Genomic DNA, 18,324 nt, shown 5'->3' on the forward strand with positions numbered 1-18,324 from the left:
GGAGGGCAGAACGGCTCGGGCCGGGCCTGGCGTGCGGCTCAGGCGCCGGTGAGGTCGGAGAACTTCTGGTTGAACACCCGGCTCTCCTGGGGGGTCAGCGGGCGGAAGGAGTGGGATCGGGCGACCGTCTCCGGGTCCGGCAGGATCAGCGGGTTCTCCGCCAGCTTCTTGTCGATCCTGGCAAGTTCGCCGCGTACGCCGTCGACCGGGCAGGCGTAGTTGACGAACGCCGCGAGCCGGGCCGCCACCGCCGGCTCGTAGAAGTAGTCGATGAGCCGTTCGGCGTTCTCCTTGTGGCGCGCCTTGCTGGGCACCATGACGTTGTCGGTCGACGTCATGTAGCCGGCCTTGGGGATGGCGTAGCCGATGGCCGGGTTGTCGCTCTGGAGCTGGACGACGTCGCCGGCCCAGGCCACGCACGCGGCGAGGTCGCCCTTGTCGAGGTCGGTGGTGTAGTCGTTGCCGGTGAAGCGGCGGATCTGCTTGCGGTCGACGCCCTTCTGGAGCCGGGCGAGGGCCGCGTCGAAGTCGTCGGCGGTGGCGTCCTCGGGCCGCCTGCCCATGTCCAGCAGGGTCAGCCCTATGGTGTCGCGCATCTCGGAGAGGAAGCCGACCCGGCCCGCGAGCCGCGGGTCCTCCAGCAGTTGGCTGACCGAGTCGACGGTGCGCCCGCCGGTGGCGTTCTTGTTGTACGCGATGATCGCGGGGATGCCCTGCCAGACGTAGGAGTGCCGGCGGCCCGGGTCCCAGGCCGGATTGCGGTACTGCGCCGCGAGGTTGGCCGAGGCGTGCGGCAGGTGCGAGCGGTCGAGCGGCTGGATCCAGCCCAGGGAGATCATCCGGGCGCACATCCAGTCGGTGAGCACGATCAGGTCGCGGCCGGTGTCCTGCCCGTTGGCGAGCTGCGCCTGGATCTTGCCGAAGAACTCGTCGTTGTCGTTGATGTCCTCGGTGTAGTCGACGGTGATCCCGGTCCGCCGCCGGAACGCGTCCAGCGTCGGATGGCGCTTCCCGTCGTCGCTGACGTCCATGTACTGCGTCCAGCTGGAGAAGTGGATCCGCTTCTCCGCCGCGGAGTGGTCCACGGTCAGCGCCGCGTCGGTACGGCCCGCGGGGGCGATCCCGCAGGCCGACAGGGCGGCGCCGCCGCCCGCCATGGCCGCCAGGGCGCCGCCGGCGCGCAGCAGCGAGCGGCGGGTCATGGCGAGCCGGCCGTCGGTGAGGCTGCGGCGCACGGCGGTCAGCTCGGCCGCGGACAGCGGGGCGGGCGGTGCCGGCGGCGCGGGCTGCTCGTGGTGGTCCATGCGCGGTGCCCTTTCAGGGGGTGTGCCCGGCGCTCGGCCGGTGGTGACGGTGCCGCGCGGCACCGGCCGCGGGCGGTGCGGACGCCCCGGGAGGGCGCCCGCGCGGGGCGGGCTACCCGCGGTCCCCGAAGATCGTCCGGTGCCAGTCCTTCCTGGCCACCGCGGTGTTGTCGTACATGACGTGCTTGACCTGCGTGTACTCCTCGAAGGAGTACGCCGACATGTCCTTGCCGAAGCCGGACGCCTTGGCGCCGCCGTGCGGCATCTCGCTGATGATCGGGATGTGGTCGTTGACCCAGACGCAGCCGGCGTTGATCTCGCGGGTGGCCCGGCCGGTGCGGTAGACGTCCCGGCTCCAGGCGGAGGCGGCCAGCCCGTAGGGGGTGTCGTTGGCGAGCGCGATGCCCTCGTCGTCGCTGTCGAAGGGCAGCACGACCAGCACCGGACCGAAGATCTCGGACTGCACGATCTCGCTGTCCTGGGCGGCTCCGGCGATCAACGTCGGCCGGTAGTACGCGCCCCGGGCCAGCTCCCCCCGGGGAGCCTCGCCACCCGTGACGACGGTGGCGTACCCCCGGGCGCGCTCGACGAAGCCGGCCACCCGGTCGCGCTGGGCGTGCGAGATCAGCGGCCCGAGGTCGGTGGACGGGTCGAACGGGTCGCCCAGCCGTACGGTCGCCATCAGATCCGCGACCCCGCTCACGAACGCGTCGTACAGCGGGCGTTGGACATAGGCCCGGGTGGCGGCGGTGCAGTCCTGGCCCGTGTTGATCAGCGCCCCGGCGACCGCGCCGTGGACCGCGGCTTCCAGGTCCGCGTCGTCGAAGACGACGAACGGGGCCTTGCCGCCCAGTTCCAGGTGGATCCGCTTGACCGTACCGGTGGCGATCTCGGCGACGCGCCTGCCCACCGCGGTCGAGCCGGTGAAGGAGGTCATGGCGACGCCGGCGTGCCCGACCAGGTGCTCACCGGCGTCCCGGCCCGCCCCGGAGACGATGTTGAGCACCCCGTCCGGGAGCCCCGCGCGCTGTGCGGCCCGGGCGAACAGCAGCGAGGTCAGCGGGGTGGTCTCGGCGGGCTTGAGGACGATGGTGTTGCCCGCCGCGATGGCCGGCAGCACCTTCCAGGCGGCCATCTGGAGCGGGTAGTTCCACGGCGCGATGGAGCCGACGACGCCGACCGGCTCCCGGCGGATCACCGAGGTGTGGTCGCCGCTGTATTCCCCGGCCGCCTTGCCTTCCAGGTGGCGGGCGGCGCCGGCGAAGAACGCGGCGTTGTCGATCGAACCCGGGACGTCGAACTCCCTGCTGAGCTTGATCGGCTTTCCGCAGTTCAGCGATTCGGCGAAGGCGAGGTCCTCGGCGTCCTCGGCGAGCGCCGCGGCGAAGCGGTGCAGGGTGTCGGACCGCTCACCGGGCGTGGCCCGCGACCATCCGGGAAACGCCCCCCGGGCAGCCGCCACGGCGGCGTCCACCTCGTCCGTGCCCGCGAGTTCGTAGCGCAGGACGGTCTCCCCGGTGGCCGGGTCCACGACGTCCTGCGTACGGCCGGACGTGCCGGCGCACAGACCGCCGGCGATGAATTGCGCGCCCTCGGCGAATCGTTCGGTCACATCGAATCGCTGGTCCATGGTGCTCTCCTCCGCCGGACGCCGGGGCCGCTCAGCGGCACTGTCAGGCGTAGCTATATCCGGATTCGATGGCCGATCTTGACAGAGCTGAAGGCGACCAACAAGTGATTCCGTTGTTGCCTTTTGGTTACGCGACGAATTCTGCGAATTCGGTGGTCCGGACCCCCGACACGTTGTCAGTGCCCGCTGACAGAATCCCGGCATGATGCACGACACCACGGGGATCATGGACGGGCGCGCCGCGGACGGACCGCGTTCGGTCGAGGATGTCAGCGCGCTGACCGCCACCGGCAGGCGCGTGAAGTTCGTCCACTTCTGGGGCCATCGCCCGCTGCGCGACGGCCGCATCGGGGCGAGCTGTTTCAGCCAGTGGTGGCCCTCCCCCTTCACCGTCGACGGGGTCCGCTACGCGACCGCCGAGCACTGGATGATGGCCGGCAAGGCCCGCCTGTTCGGTGACGCGGAGGCGGAGCGGCGCGCGATCGCCGCCCGTCATCCCAAGGAGGCCAAGGACGCCGGGCGGAGCGTCCGCGGCTTCGACGAGGAGCGCTGGCGCGGCCACCGCTTCGCCCTCGTCCTCGAAGGCAGCCTGCACAAATTCGGCCGGCATGCCGATCTGCGGGAGTTCCTGCTGGGCACCGGCTCCCGGGTCCTGGTGGAGGCCAGCCCCCTGGACCGCGTCTGGGGCATCGGCCTCGCCGCTGACGACGAGCGCGCCGACGACCCGGCCCGCTGGCGCGGGCTGAACCTCCTCGGCTTCGCCCTGATGGAGGCGCGCCAGAGGCTGGCGGAAGGCGAATGCGCCGCCCCCATACGATGAGCGGACCGACGTATCCGCACCGCCCCTCACCCAGGAGGAACCGTTGTCCGACCTCGACGCCTTCATCGCGGGCCTACCCAAAGCGGAGCTGCACGTCCACCACGTCGGTTCGGCCTCGCCGCGCATCGTCGCCGAGCTGGCCGCGCGGCACCCCGACTCCGCCGTGCCCAGCGACCCCGAGGCGCTCGCCGACTACTTCACCTTCCGCGACTTCGCGCACTTCATCGAGGTCTACCTCTCCGTCGTGGACCTGATCCGCGACGCCGAGGACGTGCGCCTGCTGACGTACGAGGTCGCCCGCGACATGGCCCGCCAGCAGATCCGCTACGCCGAGCTGACCATCACCCCGTTCAGCTCGGTCCGCCGCGGCATCCCGGACGCCGCCTTCGTCGAGGCCATCGAGGACGCCCGGAAGTCGGCCGAGGCCGAGCTGGGCGTGGTGCTGCGCTGGTGCTTCGACATCCCCGGCGAGGCCGGTCTGGAGGCCGCCGAGGAGACCGCCCGCATCGCGTGCGAGCTCCAGCCGGAGGGGCTGGTCTCGTTCGGCCTCGGCGGACCCGAAATCGGCGTGCCGCGGCCCCAGTTCAAGCCCTACTTCGACCGGGCCATCGCCGCCGGCCTGCACTCCGTCCCGCACGCCGGCGAAACCACCGGCCCCGGCACGGTCTGGGACGCCCTCCGCGACCTGCGTGCCGAGCGCATCGGCCACGGCACCAGCGCCACCCAGGACCCGGAGCTGCTCGCCCATCTCGCCGAGCACCGCATCGCGTTGGAGGTCTGCCCGACGTCCAACATCGCCACCCGCGCCGTCCGCACGCTCGACGAGCACCCCATCAGGGAGATGGTCGACGCCGGCGTCCTGGTCACCGTCAACAGCGACGACCCGCCCATGTTCGGCACCGACCTGAACACCGAATACGCCGTCGCCGCCCGCCTCCTGGGCCTGGACACCACGGGCCTGGCCGCCCTCGCCAAGAACGCCGTGACCGCCTCGTTCATGGACGACGCGGCCAAGTCCCGGCTGGCGGCCGAGATCGACGCCTACGCGAGCGGCTGGCGCGGCTAGGGCCTGTCCGACAGCTCACGGCCGGTGCCGCGCACGGAGGGGCAACCCCCCTATGCACGGCACCGGTTGGGCCGGGGGCCGCTGCGCCGGTCAGCGCCGGACCAGCCGCCGCGCCACCGCGTGCGAGACGACCGTGGCCGCCCCCGCGACGGCCACGCCCCGGACGGCGCTGCCGGCGGTCGCCGGGCGCAGCCGGCCGGCGCGCCGCAGCCGGCCGCGCGCCCAGAGCGTGAAGGGGATGACGATCACCGGCGAGGTGGCGGAGCCCGGGGTGTAGCCGCGGGTGGCCGCCGCCTGCGCGAGGTGCAGCAGACCGTGCAGCCCGAAGCCGTCCAGCGTGCTCTGGAAGAACGCGGACCGGCCGCCCGTGCGGTGCCCGCGGACGGCCGCGGCGGCGACGATGGCCCCCATCACGCCGACCGCCGCCGCGAACTCCCGCTCGGTGACGCCCTCCAGGGCCCGCCAGGCCCTCTCGGGCACCCGGGGGAAGCGCTTGCGCAGAGCCGGTACGTTCTCCCGGACCCAGCGCGGCCCGAACGCCACCTCCTCCGCGTCGTGCAGCGCCCACGCGGCGAACAGCCCCAGCGTGACGGCGGGCGCCACCCCGCCCACGGGCGCTCCGCCCACCGGTATCCCGCCCGCGGCCGTCCCGTCCACGGGCGGCACGGACGGTACGGGCACCTTCGACTTCACCACGGAGATCGACATAACCGCCAAGTGTGGCAGGCCCGTTGACCACCGCGGACACCGGCCCTGACCGACCGGTCAGGGCCTACAGCCCCACGATCGCGTTCCACTCCTTGGCGAACCCGGTCCGCTCCCCGGCCGTGATGTCCCGCGCGATGGCCAGCCGCCGGCGCATCCGCGCGTCGGGGAAGACCAGCGGGTCCTCGGCGAGCTTGGCCCGGTCCTTGTCCTTGGACGAGGCGAGCACCTCCCGTGCGGCCGGCACCGGGCACACGTAGTTGACCCAGGCTGCCAGCTCCGCCGCGACCTCGGGCTGGTAGTAGTAGTCGATCAGCCGCTCCGCGTTCCGCTTGTGGGCCGCGAGGTTGGGGATCATCAAGCTCTCCGCCCACAGTTCGGCCCCCTCCTCCGGCACCACGAACTCGATGTCCGGGTTGTCCGCCTGCAGCTGGATCACATCGCCGGAGTACGCCTGCGCGGCGAGCACATCGCCGGAGTCCAGGTCCTTGATGTAGTCGTTGCCGGTGAAACGGCGGATCTGGCCCCTGCGGACCAGGCCGCGCACCTGGTCGATCATCCGGTGGAAGTCGTCGGCGGTCCAGCGGGTGATGTCGACGCCGTTGCCCTGGAGCAGCATCGCGAACGCCTCGTCGAGCCCGGACAGCAGCGTGACCCGGCCGCGGAGGTCGTCCTTCCACAGGTCGGAGGTGTGCCTGATCTCCCGGCCGAGCCTCCTGCGGTTGTAGGCGATACCGGTGATGCCGGACTGCCAGGGCACCGAGTGCAGCCGGCCGGGGTCGAAGTGCGGGGTGCGCAACTGCGGATCGAGGTACTTCGCGACGTTCGGCTGGGCCTTGCGGTCCATCGTCTCGACCCATCCCAGCCGGACGAACCGGGCGCACATCCAGTCGCTGATGACGATGAGATCGCGGCCGGTGGGCTGGTGGTTCATCAGCGCCGGACTGATCTTCCCGAAGAACTCGTCGTTGTCGTTGATCTCCTCGGTGTACGTCACGGCGATCCCGGTGCGCTGCTGGAACCCGTCCAGGGTGGGCCGACGCTGCTTGTCGTGGTCGTCGACGTCGATGTAGAGCGGCCAGTTGGCGAAGACCAGCCGGTGCTCGCGCGCGGAGCGGTCCGGACTCTCGCGGTCGGCCGCGTCGACGTACGCCGGCGGCACCCCGCACCCCGTCACGGCGGCCAGCGCCCCGGTCACACCGATTCCGCCCACACCCCTGAGCAGCGAACGCCGCGAAAGATCAGCCATGGTGAGCACTCTCACGCGCCGCGGGCGGAGGCGGCAAGTGACAGAGCGTCCATTGCCGGGCCTCCGCCCGCGACGGTGTGTCGGGCGTTGTGTGCCGCACGACGGTGGGGATCCCCTGAGGGCCGGTCGGCTCAGCCGTCCAGCGAGGTCATCACGTGCTTGATCCGGGTGTAGTCGTCGAAGCCGTAGGCGGACAGGTCCTTGCCGTAGCCGGACTTCTTGAACCCGCCGTGCGGCATCTCGGCGACCAGCGGGATGTGCGTGTTGATCCACACGCAGCCGAAGTCGAGGCCCTTGGACATCCGCATCGCCCGGGCGTGGTCCTTGGTCCACACCGAGGACGCCAGCGCGTACTCGACGCCGTTGGCCCACTCCAGCGCCTGCGCCTCGTCGCGGAACGACTGGACGGTGATGACCGGCCCGAAGACCTCGTTCTGGACGATCTCGTCGTCCTGCCTGAGGCCCGAGACGACGGTGGGCGCGAAGAAGTAGCCCTTCTCACCGACCTGTTCGCCGCCGGCCTCGATCTTGGCGTGCGCGGGCAGCCGCTCGATGAAGCCCTTGACCTGAGCGAGCTGGTTGGCGTTGTTCAGCGGGCCGTAGAGCACGTCCTCGTCGTCGACCGCGCCGGTCCTGGTCTCCGAGGCGGCCTTGGCCAGCGCGGCGACGAACTCGTCGTGGATGGACTCCTGGACGAGCACCCGGGTGGCGGCCGTACAGTCCTGGCCGGCGTTGAAGTAGCCGGCGGTGGCGATGTCCTCGACGGCCTTGGCGATGTCGGTGTCCTCGAAGACCACGACCGGCGCCTTGCCGCCCAGCTCCAGGTGGACCCGCTTGAGGTCCTTGGAGGCGGACTCGGCGACCTGCATGCCGGCGCGCACCGAGCCGGTGATCGAGGCCATCGCCGGCACCTTGTGCTCGACCATCAGGCGACCGGTCTCCCGGTCGCCGCAGATCACGTTGAACACACCGCGGGAGTAGCCCAGTTCGTCCAGCACGCCGCCGATGATCTCGGCGATCAGCACCGTCGAGGCGGGAGTGGTGTCGGAGGGCTTGATGACCACGGTGTTGCCCGCGGCGAGCGCCGGGGCGAACTTCCACACGGCCATCATCATCGGGTAGTTCCACGGCGCGACCTGGGCGCAGACGCCGACCGGCTCCCGCCGGATGATGGAGGTGAAGCCGTCCATGTACTCGCCGGCCGAGCGGCCTTCGAGCATCCGGGCGGCCCCCGCGAAGAAGCGGATCTGGTCCACCATCGGCGGGATCTCCTCGGAGCGCACGAGGGCGATCGGCTTGCCGCAGTTCTCGGACTCGGCGGCGATCAGCTCCTCGGCGCGCTCCTCGAAACGGTCGGCGATCTTGAGGAGGACCTTCTGGCGCTCGGCCGGGATCAGGTCGCGCCACGCGGGGAAGGCTGCTTCGGCGGCCGCCATGGCCGCGTCCACGTCCGCGGCGCCCGACAGCGGGGCCGTGGCGTAGGGCTCGCCCGTCGCGGGGTTGACCACCTCCGTGGTCCGGCCGTCGGCGGCGTCCCGGAACTCCCCGTCGATGTAGTTGCGCAGACGACGCAGTGCGGTGGTCACTGTGCGCCCCCTTCAGTGTCAGATGTCCGGTGGTTGAGATCCCAGACTAGCCGCGACGACCACGTTTTCAACACACCCACACCGTTCGAACAACGAAATCAGTGAAATCAACCTCGATCAACAACTGATTTCATCGAATCGGGGTTGCCATACCGTCGGACCTCGTGCACAGTGAATGACGTGGCGCCTTCTCGTAACAGTCCTGACAGAACCGGCACTCCGTCGATCGACTCCGTCTCCCTGGCGATCATCGAGCAGCTCCAGGAGGACGGACGCCGTCCGTACGCCGCGATCGGCAAGGCCGTGGGCCTGTCCGAGGCGGCGGTACGCCAGCGCGTACAGAAACTGCTCGACCAGGGCGTGATGCAGATCGTCGCGGTCACCGACCCCCTCACGGTCGGTTTCCGCCGGCAGGCCATGGTCGGCATCAACGTCGAGGGCGACCTCGACCCCGTGGCCGACGCCCTGACGACCATGGAGGAAGTCGAGTACGTCGTCATGACGGCGGGCTCCTTCGACCTCATCATCGAGATCGTCTGCGAGGACGACGATCACCTTCTGGAAATGATCAACAAGAGGATCCGCACGCTTCCCGGCGTTCGATCCACCGAGAGCTTCGTCTACCTCAAGCTCCGGAAGCAGACCTACACCTGGGGAACGAGATAGCACATGAGCGAGCACAGCGAGCGAATCATGAAGGGGTGCGCGCTGCGCGAATGCCAGCCCGCCGAGCGAAGCGAGGCTTGCGCATGAGCACCGACCTCTCCAAGACGGCGTACGACCACCTGTGGATGCACTTCACCCGCATGTCGTCGTACGAGAACGCCCCCGTGCCCACGATCGTGCGCGGTGAGGGCACCAACATCTACGACGACAAGGGCAAGCGCTACATCGACGGCCTCGCCGGCCTCTTCGTGGTCAACGCCGGCCACGGCCGGGTCGAGCTCGCCGAGACCGCCTACAAGCAGGCCCAGGAGCTGGCCTTCTTCCCGGTGTGGTCGTACGCGCACCCCAAGGCCGTGGAGCTGGCCGAGCGCCTGGCCCACTACGCCCCCGGCGACCTGAACAAGGTCTTCTTCACCACCGGCGGCGGCGAGGCCGTCGAGACCGCCTGGAAGCTGGCCAAGCAGTACTTCAAGCTCGTCGGCAAGCCCACCAAGCACAAGGTCATATCCCGCGCGGTGGCCTACCACGGCACCCCGCAGGGTGCCCTGTCGATCACCGGTCTCCCGGCCCTGAAGGCCCCCTTCGAGCCGCTGGTCCCCGGCGCGCACAAGGTCCCGAACACCAACCTCTACCGCGCCCCGATCCACGGCGACGACCCCGAGGCGTTCGGCCGCTGGGCCGCCGACCAGATCGAGCAGCAGATCCTCTTCGAGGGCCCGGACACCGTCGCCGCCGTCTTCCTGGAGCCGGTCCAGAACGCCGGCGGCTGCTTCCCGCCGCCCCCCGGCTACTTCCAGCGGGTCCGCGAGATCTGCGACCAGTACGACGTGCTGCTCGTCTCCGACGAGGTCATCTGCGCCTTCGGCCGCCTCGGCACGATCTTCGCCTGCGACAAGTTCGGCTACGTCCCGGACATGATCACCTGCGCCAAGGGCATGACCTCGGGCTACTCCCCGATCGGCGCCTGCATCGTCTCCGACCGCCTGGCCGAGCCGTTCTACAAGGGCGACAACACCTTCCTGCACGGCTACACCTTCGGTGGCCACCCGGTCTCCGCGGCCGTCGGCGTCGCCAACCTCGACATCTTCGAGCGCGAGGGCCTCAACCAGCACGTGCTCGACAACGAGGGCAACTTCCTCAGCACGCTGCAGAAACTGCACGACCTGCCGATCGTCGGCGACGTCCGCGGCAACGGCTTCTTCTACGGCATCGAGCTCGTCAAGGACAAGGCCACCAAGGAGTCCTTCAACGACGAGGAGACCGAGCGCGTCCTCTACGGCTTCCTCTCGAAGGCCCTGTACGACAACGGCCTCTACTGCCGCGCCGACGACCGTGGCGACCCGGTCATCCAGCTGGCCCCGCCGCTGATCGCCGACCAGAGCGTCTTCGACGAGATCGAGCAGATCCTGCGCTCCGTCCTCACCGAGGCGTGGACCAAGCTCTGACCTACGCGTCACCTCCTGGTTCGCTAGTACACAACTGAACATCCAGCGGCTCAGATTCACTCACTTCCAGCCACACGAGTGAATCTGGGCCGTTGTGCCTGCCGAGCGCCGAATGCCGAGGGCCACGAGTCCTTACCGTGCTAGTGACCGATACCCTCCGTGGTCGTTCACCCGGTCGGGGGAAGGACCAGCGAACAAGCAAGAGGTGCGCAGATGGTGGCCCCGCCTGACAACGACGTGCTCTGGGCTCGCGACCTGCACCACATGCACGGTGGCACCGCCGCTCTCACCGGAGTCTCCCTCGGCGTCCGCGAGGGAGAGATCATCGCCGTCACCGGCCCCCGCGGCAGCGGCAAGACCACCCTCCTGCACTGCCTGTCCGGGCAGATCGTCCCCACCGAGGGCGAAGTCTGGTTCAACGACGCCTCCGTCCACACACTCTCCGGCCCCAGCCGCGAACGACTGCGTCTCGACCGGTTCGGCTGGATCGACACCGAACCCCACCTCGTCCCCGAACTCACCGCCTGGGAGAACGCCGCCCTCCCCCTCCTGCTGCGCGGCACCGGCCACCGCTCGGCCAAGAACACCGCCGTCGAATGGCTGGACCGCCTCGACGTCGGCATGTGCGCCCGCCGCCGCCCCGCACGGCTCGACCAGTCCCAGCGCCAACGGGTCGCCATCGCCCGTGCCCTCGCCACCACCCCCCGGGTGCTCTTCGCCGACGAGCCGACCGCCCCGCTGCACAGCGCCGACGGCACCCAGGTGCTGCGCACCCTGACCACCGCGGCCCGCTCGCACCAGATCACCGTGATCCTGGCGACCTACGATCCCCAGGTGGCCGCCCTCGCCGACCGCACCGTCTCGCTCCTCGACGGACGCCTCTCGGGCGCCGTGCCCGCCACCCCCGACTCCTCCGATGAGGAAAGCAGGGCAGCGTGCTCGCTCTCCGTCTAGCCCGCGGCTCTCACCCCCTCGTCCTGCTGCGCCGTCTCTTCGTCGCCGCCGCCTCCGCCGGCACCGGTTTCCTGCTGCTGTCCGCTCTCGGCCACGCCGCCGGCCACCCCGCCGCCGGTGATTCCCTGGCCCGCCTGCTGTGGTGCGCCGCCCCGCTCGCCGCCACCACCCAGCTCGCGGTCTCGGTCGCCCGCACGGATCCGGCTGCCCGCCTCCAGCGCGGCATGACCGCCGCCGGCCTGGGCCCGTTGCGTCTCACCCTGCTCGCGGCGGCTTCCACCGCGCTGTCCTGTGTCCTCGGTGTCCTCCTCTCCCTGCTCGTCTTCCTCCGTCTCCGCGGCGACCTCGGCGGCCCCACCGTCGTCGACTCCGACCCCGACCTGCTGGGCGCCGGCCACCCCTTGCCGCTCCCCGGTGCCCTCATGCTGCTGGCGGCCGTCCCGCTCGCCGGCGCAGCGGCGACCGCCCTCTCGCTGCGCCCCCGCACTGAGCCGGGCTACCGCGACTCCGAGCCGCACTCCATCACCGCCCCCACCGGCCTCCCATGGGGCGTCGCCCTCACGGCGGCGGGCCTGGCCGTCGAGGCGTACACCAGCCCCGTCACCGATGCCCACGGCGGGGTGCTGCCGCTCCCGGGCCGGCTGCTCGGCAGCGCCCCGGGCGTCCTGGCCGGCTGGGCCCTCGCCGCCTTGGGGCTCGTCCTGGCCGGCCCCGGCCTGGTGCATCTGTCCGGTCAGTTGCTGTGCGCGGGGCGCCCCGGCGCACAGCGGCTGCTGTCCGGACGCGTACTCCAGGAGGAGTCGCACCGCCTGGGCCGCCCGCTCGGCGTCCTGTGCGCGGTGGCCTCCGGGGCCTACGCCGCCGTCACGGTGTACGGAAACACTCCCTCCCGTTCCGTCGGACCGCTCACCGCCATCGGAACATCGGTCATCTTCGCCTGTGTCACCGCCAGTGCCCTGGCCGCCGCTCTGGAGTCCCGGTCGGCCCGCGCCCGCACCACCGCCGCCCTGCGCCGCCTCGGCGCCCCCGTTTCCGTCCTCCAGCGCGCCACGGCACTGCGCGCCGTCGCGCTGACTCTTGTACTGGGCCCGCTGACATGGACCGTCGCCGAGATGGCCACACTTCCGCTGGTGCGTTGAGGGCGCTGTGGAGGCACGGGGGCGGTCGGGCCCAGTTGGCGACGGATCGCCCAGGCCGGTGGGACGACGATTCGGCTGAGCTGGTGGTGTGGTGATCCGGTCCGGGTGGTGACGCGGCGGCCTGGTCGGGGTGGTGGACGCACATCGGCGCGGTGCGCGCCGCCGCATGGTGTGTCGTAGGACGGTGCGGTGCGGGATGGCCGCCGGTCGACGGTGACGCGGCGGGAAGCGCCGGTCTCAGCGGGCGAGAGCGGTGACCTCGACCTCTATTCGCCAGTCCGGCCGGGCCAACGACGGCACTTCCAGGAGCGTGTCCGCGGGATAGGGCTCGGACAGGAACTCCTCGCGCAGGGCGATGACTTGGTCGAGGCAGGCGGCCATGTCGGTCACGAAGATGCCCACTTTCACCACATCGGTGAACGAGGCGCCGGCCGCCGCGAGAACCCGCTCGACGTTCGCGAACGCCTGCCGCCCCTGCGTGAGGAAGTCATCCGAGATCGTCCGCCCCTGCTCGTCGATCCCCGCCTGTCCCGAGACATGTATCAGTCCGCCCGCTTTGACGGCCTGCGAGATCTTGTACGGCTCATACCAATCCGGCGTGGTGGCGATCCGCTCGATCTCCTGCGCGCTCCCGGTCGCCGCGACACCGGTCGTCGACATGACGCCCCCTTTCCCGAGTCCATGCGTAAGCATTCCTTGCATGCACATACATAATTTTCTGCTGCATGTACGCTGCTGTCAAGAGCTCGGCGGAAGAACGCACAGCTGCCCGAGGACGGAAGAAAGCGGAAGACGATGGACGCGGAGCACTGGGACCGGTTCGGCGCACTGCACACGCGTGTCGAGCAGGAGCTGGCGAAGGCCCTGCAGCAACACCACAGTCTCGGACTCTCCGAGTACCGCGCACTGGCCCGGCTCGCGGAAGCCGACGAGGGCGAGCTGCGCATGCAGGAGCTCGCCGACCTCATCGGCCTCAATCAGAGCTCGGTCAGCCGGCTGGCCTCGCGTCTGGAGTCGTCCGGCCTGACCCGCCGGGACCTGTGCCCCGACGACCGGCGCGGCGTCTACAGCGTGATCACCGACGAGGGCCGGGACGTACAGAACAGAGCACGCCCGACGTACGACAGCGCCTTGCGCTCCGCACTCAACGCCGCGGCCGAAGACGGACTGCTCGCACCCCTGGTGCAGTCACTGCGGACCTAACATGGCCGGTGTGCAGTCGAATTCAGAGCCCCCGGTGCCCCACAGCCCCCGCGAGCGAGGCCAGGAGATCGGCTCCATTACGGAGTTCGACCGGGTCGCCGCATCAGGCAGCCTCGCCGGATACCGCGTCCAGTCCCTCGATCTGACGGACCGTACCTTCGCGCTGCTCAGTACGGATACCGCGGAGTCCGTCTTCCTCGGCTGCGCCATGGAGCCGGACGCCGCCGCGAAGGTGCGCGCCGGCGGCGCGCTGGTCTTCCCGCCGGTACCGGGCCTTCCGGTCGATCCGTATCGCGGCGGCCTGTATGCCCCGGACGAACTCTTCGAGGGGCTGGTCGACGCCGGTTACGACGCGACCCCGGACGCCCGCACATACCGCTGGTACCAGGAGACCAAGGCGGGCGGTGATGTGTTCGCGTCCATGCTGCGGAGCATCCACGACGATGCCGTGTCGGACGCCCTGGACGAGCATCTCGCCGGTTCGCGCGTGGTCGGGATCATGGGCGGCCACTCCCTGGAGCGCGGCTCCGCCGCCTATGCCGGCGCGGCCCGGCTCGGCCGCCGGCTCACCCGTGAGGGCCTGACTGTCGCGACCGGCGGCGGACCGGGCGCGATGGAGGCGGCGAACCTCGGGGCCTACGCCGCGCCGTTCGAGGACGGCATGCTCGACTCGGCACTGGAGATCCTCTCCAAGGCACCGCATTTCAGGCCCTCCGTCACCGACTGGGCGAGGGCCGCCTTCGACGTGCGCCGCAGCCGGCCGGGGGGCGGCGCTTCCGTCGGCATCCCCACCTGGTTCTACGGCCACGAACCCCCGAACGCCTTCGCGTCCCATATCGCGAAGTACTTCGTCAATGCGCTGCGTGAGGACGGCTTGCTGGCCCGGTCCGACGCCGGGGTGGTGTTCCTTCCCGGTGCGGCGGGGACCGTTCAGGAGATCTTCGACAACGCGACCCCGAACTACTACCGGTCGCGCGGCGAACCGACGCCGATGGTGCTGGTGAACCGCGAGCACTGGACCGAGGAACTGCCGACCTGGCCGCTGCTCCAGGCGCTGGCAGCCGACCGCCCCATGGCGGCCCGGGTCGCCCTGGTCGACTCGGTGGACGACGTCCCGGAGGCGCTGGCACGCCTCGGCTCAGAGTCCGGCTCCTGACCGGGACCTGTTCCTGATCCTTTGACCACCGAGAGATCTGTTTGCACGCCGAGGCAACTCCCGTCCCGAAATGCGCGTCTGCCAGGCCAGGTAATGAACAGGTAATGCAGTGCGCGAACGGAGCTCTTGGTGATCATCGGCCTTCTGACGGCCGTGGCGGCATCTGCCTGCTACGGCACGGGTTCGGTCCTGCAGGCGGTGGGGTCGCGCAAGTCCGCCCGCCGGGAAGCGACAAAGGCGTCCATCACCGGCGTCACCCAGCGCGGCGGCCCCAGCCTGTCGTCCACCGCGAAGGCCGCCGTGACCTGGGAGTTCATGGTCGGCACGGTGCTGGACTTCATAGGCTTCGGGCTCGGCGCGCTCGCCGCCCGACTGCTGCCCCTGTTCCTCTCGCAGACCGTGATCAGCGCGAATCTCGTGATCACGGCCGTACTGAGCATCAAACTCCTCAACATCCGGCTCACCCGCCCCGAATGGGCCTCCATCGCCGTGGTCTGCTCGGCGCTGGTGCTGCTGGCCACCGCCGCAGGGCCGGAGGGCGGCAGCGACACCCCAATCACGACGCACTGGTGGCTGCTCGTCGCGTCCGTCGTGATCATCGGCGGCGGCACCCTGATCGTGCGACTGCTCGGCGGGCGGGCCGCGATCCTCGCAGGTCTGCTCTCCGGCCTGGGCTTCGGCGCCCTCGGCGTCGGCGTGCGGGTGCTGAACGGTATCGATCCGTTCCATCTGCCCTCCCTCCTCGGCGACCCCGCGCTGTACGCGATCCTCGTCGCGGGCATCGGCGGGATGTACCTGCACACCGTCGCACTGCAGATCGGTTCGGTGAACGGCGCCACGGCGGCTCTGGTGGTGGGCGAGACCGTGGTCCCCGGCATCCTCGGAGTGCTGTGGCTCGGTGACTCCTCCCGTCCGGGCTTCGCCTGGGTCGCCGTCCTCGGTTTTCTGGTCGCCGTGGCCGGAGCCGTCGCCGTCGCGTGGTTCGGCGAGCCGGAACCGGAGCCCGGTGCGACCGACGCTGACGGCTCGGCCCCGGAGGTCGCCGCCACTCCAGCGGACAGCGCGCATCGAGCGGCTGCCTGACGCCGCGATCGACGGCCAGGGTGAGGGCGAGCCGGTCGACCACCCTGGCCCATCACCCGGCAAGCAAGCACGCCCGTTGCCCGTTGCCCGTTGCCCGTTGCCCGTTGCCCGTTGCCCGTAGGAAGGGTCCCAGCCCAAATCCGCGGTGACCCAGGAGCGCTCCTTCTCCTCCATCGCCCAGGCGGCGCCCGGGTCCGTGAGCATCGCTGTCGACCGTTCCGCCACGGCCAACGGACTGCCTCCGTCCACCACATGACCTGTCGCGGCGCCACGCACCGCGTCGGGCGCACCACCCGAGTCACCGACCAACACGGGAAGGCCGGTCGCGGCCGCCTCCAGGAAGACGATCCTTAGCCCCCTCGATCTCCAGTCCGCCGCGGCACGTGCGGCAGGGCATGGCGCAGACATCGGCCGCGGCGTGGAACGACGGCAGGGACCCCGGGGATGAGGGCCGGCGAAGACCACGGCATCGTGGACGCCTTGGGCCGTGGCGAGCCCTCGCTGGCTGCGTGCGTAGGGACCGCCGCCCACGAGCAGCACCACGGCATCGGGCACCCGGCGGCGGATGAGCGGTAGCGCGCGGATCAGCGTGTCCCGGCACTTCCAGGGGTCTCGCCACTTCCAGGGCACGAGCCGGGCCACACGAAGGATCACCCGCCGTCCGGCCAGGCGGCGGCGCTCGCATACGGCGCGGACGTCGAGTCCCGGCCGGACGACGGAGACGTCGGCTCCGGGGCCGGCCTGGTCATACGCTCCGCAGCGGCGGGGCCGAGCGCGGCGACTATGGGAGAGCGCCGTGGCACGGGAGGAGGCTCGGGGTGTGGGCAGCAGCATCCGGGCCGGATCGCGGACCACCGGGAACAGCAGGGCGGAATCGTGCGCGGCCGCCCCCGGCTCGGCCGAGGTGTGGACGACCACCGCGTCGCGCGCGGGAAGCGGTTCGCCGTGGCCTGCACGAGGGTCTTGCTCTCTCCCTGACGGGGTAGGAAGTCGATGGTGGCGCTGAGGGTGCGGGGCATCAAGCTACCTTCTCTCGCGGTTCGGCGATGTGGTGCTCCGGCTCCGTCGCCCGGTCGGCGGGCAGCGCGTTCTCCAGCGAGGGCGGCTCTGGCGTCAGCGGGGGCGGCTCTGGCGTCCGGAGTCGGCTCGCAGTGCGTGGCTCCACCGCGGGACGGTAGAGGCGGGGCCATACCCACAGCACCAGCGGATAGACGAGGTATCCGAAGCGGGTGGCCGGCATCAATGCCATGGCCAGCGCGAGGCCGATCGCCAGGGGGTCGGCCGCCGCACGGACCGTGCATGGTGGCCGTATCAGCAGGGAGGCGGCGACAGTGAGGGCTGCGACCGCCAGGAGGGCCATGGCGGTCAGCCTGCCGCCGGGCACATACGCGGCCAGGAGGTGCCCGGGAAGGGGGCTCTCGGCGGGTGATGCCGTCGCGCCGAGTCCCAGAGGGAACGCCAGGACGTTCTCGGCGAAGGAGCGTGGAGTGGTGAGGGCGAAGGGCAGCACCGCCGCCGATACCGTCACCGCCGTGACCGCGCCGCATGTCAGCCCACGGCGCCACCCGTCACGCCTCGCCAACAGGACGACGGCCACCGGTATCGCCGGCCAGGCCGTCCACTTCAGCGCTGCCGCGGCGCCCAGCAACAGCCCCGTACGCCCTGGCATTCCGCGGCCGGCCGTCGCCAGTCCCCAGCACATGAGGCCGATCATCGGCAGGTCTATGCCTCCAACGGCCAGCGGCAGGGCCACCATGGGGCAGGCAGCGAGCCAGGCCAATGCGGGTGTGCTGTTCCTGCGTGCAGCGGCCCGGCTCCCCCGCGGCGCACGAAGGCCCGCGGGCACGCAGCGAACCAGCGTTGCCGCCGCGCCGGTCATGGAGAGGAGGAAGGCTCCTGCCATCCGCCATCGGGCGTCCGCCAACGGCCGGGCTCCGAAGAGCGCCATGCCCGGCAGATAGGGGTTGTAGTCCGGCACCGCGGACGGAGTGGGAACGTAAGGGCTGCCCGACGACAGCAGCAGGCCGGCCGCGCGCTCGACTACCGAGACCTCCAATTGCGCCCTGCCGCTCAGCGCGAGGACGGCAAGGGGCAGTACCACCGAGCCCGTCACAGCCACCGCCGCCGGCAGATGACCGGAGGCTGCCGGTGCACGCGGCTTGTTCCGTCCCCGCGCACGGAACGCCGCGGCCACCGCCGCACAGCCGTATCCGACCGTGGCGATGAGAGCCCATGTCCGGTGCGGGGCGAGCGTGGTGGCGATCCCCAGTCCGAGTGCGGTGACCGCGCACGCGCTCCACCCCAAGACCTCGTGGTTC

At 70.8% G+C, this 18,324-nt stretch carries 16 protein-coding genes and 1 pseudogene; 9 read left to right on the forward strand and 8 right to left on the reverse strand.

Translation table 11 applies throughout. The features are described 5' to 3' along the window. Positions 1 to 38 precede the first annotated feature (38 nt). On the reverse strand, positions 39 to 1,304 hold the full coding sequence (locus ACO1BR_RS17205; RefSeq protein ID WP_426795945.1) for a polyamine ABC transporter substrate-binding protein: 1,266 nt from the start codon (positions 1,302 to 1,304) through the stop codon (positions 39 to 41). Positions 1,305 to 1,416: 112 nt separating this feature from the next. Then, on the reverse strand, positions 1,417 to 2,934 hold the full coding sequence (locus tag ACO1BR_RS17210) for a gamma-aminobutyraldehyde dehydrogenase (RefSeq protein ID WP_426795946.1): 1,518 nt from the start codon (positions 2,932 to 2,934) through the stop codon (positions 1,417 to 1,419). A gap of 202 nt (positions 2,935 to 3,136) precedes the next feature. Between ACO1BR_RS17210 and ACO1BR_RS17215 the strand changes: the two genes are divergently transcribed. Both ACO1BR_RS17215 and ACO1BR_RS17220 read left to right on the forward strand, forming a co-directional pair. Further along, complete coding sequence (locus ACO1BR_RS17215; RefSeq protein WP_426795947.1) at positions 3,137 to 3,754, forward strand: NADAR family protein; 618 nt, start codon at positions 3,137 to 3,139, stop codon at positions 3,752 to 3,754. Positions 3,755 to 3,797: 43 nt separating this feature from the next. Continuing rightward, on the forward strand, positions 3,798 to 4,820 hold the full coding sequence (locus ACO1BR_RS17220; RefSeq protein ID WP_426795948.1) for an adenosine deaminase: 1,023 nt from the start codon (positions 3,798 to 3,800) through the stop codon (positions 4,818 to 4,820). Between the two features lie 90 nt (positions 4,821 to 4,910). Here the strand turns inward: ACO1BR_RS17220 and ACO1BR_RS17225 are convergent, their stop codons facing one another. From ACO1BR_RS17225 to ACO1BR_RS17235, 3 genes are all read right to left on the reverse strand, one after another. After that, positions 4,911 to 5,528, reverse strand: a complete 618-nt coding sequence (locus tag ACO1BR_RS17225; protein ID WP_426795949.1) for an HXXEE domain-containing protein — start codon at positions 5,526 to 5,528, stop codon at positions 4,911 to 4,913. A 64-nt stretch (positions 5,529 to 5,592) separates the two neighbouring features. Next, positions 5,593 to 6,774 carry a polyamine ABC transporter substrate-binding protein gene (locus tag ACO1BR_RS17230; protein WP_426795950.1) on the reverse strand — a complete coding sequence of 394 codons (1,182 nt, stop codon included), beginning with the start codon at positions 6,772 to 6,774 and terminating at the stop codon, positions 5,593 to 5,595. A gap of 131 nt (positions 6,775 to 6,905) precedes the next feature. Further along, entirely contained in the window at positions 6,906 to 8,360 is a 1,455-nt protein-coding gene (locus ACO1BR_RS17235; protein WP_426795951.1) for a gamma-aminobutyraldehyde dehydrogenase, read from the reverse strand. Positions 8,361 to 8,540: 180 nt separating this feature from the next. Here ACO1BR_RS17235 and ACO1BR_RS17240 point away from each other — a divergent pair, with 180 nt between their 5' ends. The 4 genes from ACO1BR_RS17240 to ACO1BR_RS17255 all read left to right on the forward strand — a co-directional run bounded on the left by ACO1BR_RS17240 (position 8,541) and on the right by ACO1BR_RS17255 (position 12,564). After that, positions 8,541 to 9,026, forward strand: a complete 486-nt coding sequence (locus ACO1BR_RS17240) for an Lrp/AsnC family transcriptional regulator (RefSeq protein ID WP_043266334.1) — start codon at positions 8,541 to 8,543, stop codon at positions 9,024 to 9,026. Between the two features lie 83 nt (positions 9,027 to 9,109). Next, on the forward strand, positions 9,110 to 10,471 hold the full coding sequence (locus tag ACO1BR_RS17245) for an aspartate aminotransferase family protein (protein ID WP_426795952.1): 1,362 nt from the start codon (positions 9,110 to 9,112) through the stop codon (positions 10,469 to 10,471). 213 nt (positions 10,472 to 10,684) lie between these two features. Beyond that, complete coding sequence (locus tag ACO1BR_RS17250; protein WP_426795953.1) at positions 10,685 to 11,425, forward strand: ABC transporter ATP-binding protein; 741 nt, start codon at positions 10,685 to 10,687, stop codon at positions 11,423 to 11,425. Further along, a complete protein-coding gene (locus ACO1BR_RS17255) occupies positions 11,407 to 12,564 on the forward strand; it encodes a hypothetical protein (RefSeq protein ID WP_426795954.1) in 1,158 nt (385 codons plus the stop codon). The genes ACO1BR_RS17250 and ACO1BR_RS17255 overlap by 19 nt, the downstream gene beginning before the upstream one ends. A 237-nt stretch (positions 12,565 to 12,801) precedes the next feature. On the opposite strand, the gene ACO1BR_RS17260 is transcribed toward ACO1BR_RS17255, so the two are convergent. After that, positions 12,802 to 13,224, reverse strand: a complete 423-nt coding sequence (locus ACO1BR_RS17260; RefSeq protein WP_426795955.1) for a RidA family protein — start codon at positions 13,222 to 13,224, stop codon at positions 12,802 to 12,804. Between the two features lie 135 nt (positions 13,225 to 13,359). Between ACO1BR_RS17260 and ACO1BR_RS17265 the strand changes: the two genes are divergently transcribed. From ACO1BR_RS17265 to ACO1BR_RS17275, 3 genes are all read left to right on the forward strand, one after another. Continuing rightward, positions 13,360 to 13,767 (forward strand): MarR family winged helix-turn-helix transcriptional regulator, encoded by a 408-nt coding sequence (locus tag ACO1BR_RS17265; protein ID WP_426795956.1) that lies wholly within the window; start codon positions 13,360 to 13,362, stop codon positions 13,765 to 13,767. 1 nt (position 13,768) lies between these two features. Next, positions 13,769 to 14,923 (forward strand): LOG family protein, encoded by a 1,155-nt coding sequence (locus tag ACO1BR_RS17270; RefSeq protein WP_426795957.1) that lies wholly within the window; start codon positions 13,769 to 13,771, stop codon positions 14,921 to 14,923. 129 nt (positions 14,924 to 15,052) lie between these two features. Beyond that, positions 15,053 to 16,006: a hypothetical protein gene (locus tag ACO1BR_RS17275; protein WP_426795958.1), complete on the forward strand. Its 954-nt coding sequence runs from the start codon at positions 15,053 to 15,055 to the stop codon at positions 16,004 to 16,006. A 213-nt stretch (positions 16,007 to 16,219) separates the two neighbouring features. On the opposite strand, the pseudogene ACO1BR_RS17280 reads toward ACO1BR_RS17275, so the two are convergent. Beyond that, positions 16,220 to 16,840 (reverse strand): annotated as a pseudogene (locus ACO1BR_RS17280) (glycosyltransferase); the annotation flags it as partial. Positions 16,841 to 17,024: 184 nt separating this feature from the next. Next, on the reverse strand, positions 17,025 to 18,311 hold the full coding sequence (locus ACO1BR_RS17285) for a glycosyltransferase 87 family protein (RefSeq protein ID WP_426795959.1): 1,287 nt from the start codon (positions 18,309 to 18,311) through the stop codon (positions 17,025 to 17,027). Between the last annotated feature and the right edge of the window lie 13 nt (positions 18,312 to 18,324).

It is taken from the genome of Streptomyces sp. YGL11-2, from assembly GCF_050054615.1.
Taxonomy (GTDB): Bacteria; Actinomycetota; Actinomycetes; order Streptomycetales; family Streptomycetaceae; genus Streptomyces.

What these genes read in the sequence shown, in the direction of transcription:
- ACO1BR_RS17250 (WP_426795953.1), top strand. Translation starts at nt 10,685, where the DNA reads ATGGTGGCCCCGCCTGACAACGACGTGCTCTGGGCTCGCGACCTGCAC.
- ACO1BR_RS17210 (WP_426795946.1), bottom strand. Translation starts at nt 2,934, where the DNA reads ATGGACCAGCGATTCGATGTGACCGAACGATTCGCCGAGGGCGCGCAA.
- ACO1BR_RS17270 (WP_426795957.1), top strand. Translation starts at nt 13,769, where the DNA reads ATGGCCGGTGTGCAGTCGAATTCAGAGCCCCCGGTGCCCCACAGCCCC.
- ACO1BR_RS17225 (WP_426795949.1), bottom strand. Translation starts at nt 5,528, where the DNA reads ATGTCGATCTCCGTGGTGAAGTCGAAGGTGCCCGTACCGTCCGTGCCG.
- ACO1BR_RS17215 (WP_426795947.1), top strand. Translation starts at nt 3,137, where the DNA reads ATGATGCACGACACCACGGGGATCATGGACGGGCGCGCCGCGGACGGA.
- ACO1BR_RS17245 (WP_426795952.1), top strand. Translation starts at nt 9,110, where the DNA reads ATGAGCACCGACCTCTCCAAGACGGCGTACGACCACCTGTGGATGCAC.
- ACO1BR_RS17260 (WP_426795955.1), bottom strand. Translation starts at nt 13,224, where the DNA reads ATGTCGACGACCGGTGTCGCGGCGACCGGGAGCGCGCAGGAGATCGAG.
- ACO1BR_RS17205 (WP_426795945.1), bottom strand. Translation starts at nt 1,304, where the DNA reads ATGGACCACCACGAGCAGCCCGCGCCGCCGGCACCGCCCGCCCCGCTG.
- ACO1BR_RS17265 (WP_426795956.1), top strand. Translation starts at nt 13,360, where the DNA reads ATGGACGCGGAGCACTGGGACCGGTTCGGCGCACTGCACACGCGTGTC.
- ACO1BR_RS17230 (WP_426795950.1), bottom strand. Translation starts at nt 6,774, where the DNA reads ATGGCTGATCTTTCGCGGCGTTCGCTGCTCAGGGGTGTGGGCGGAATC.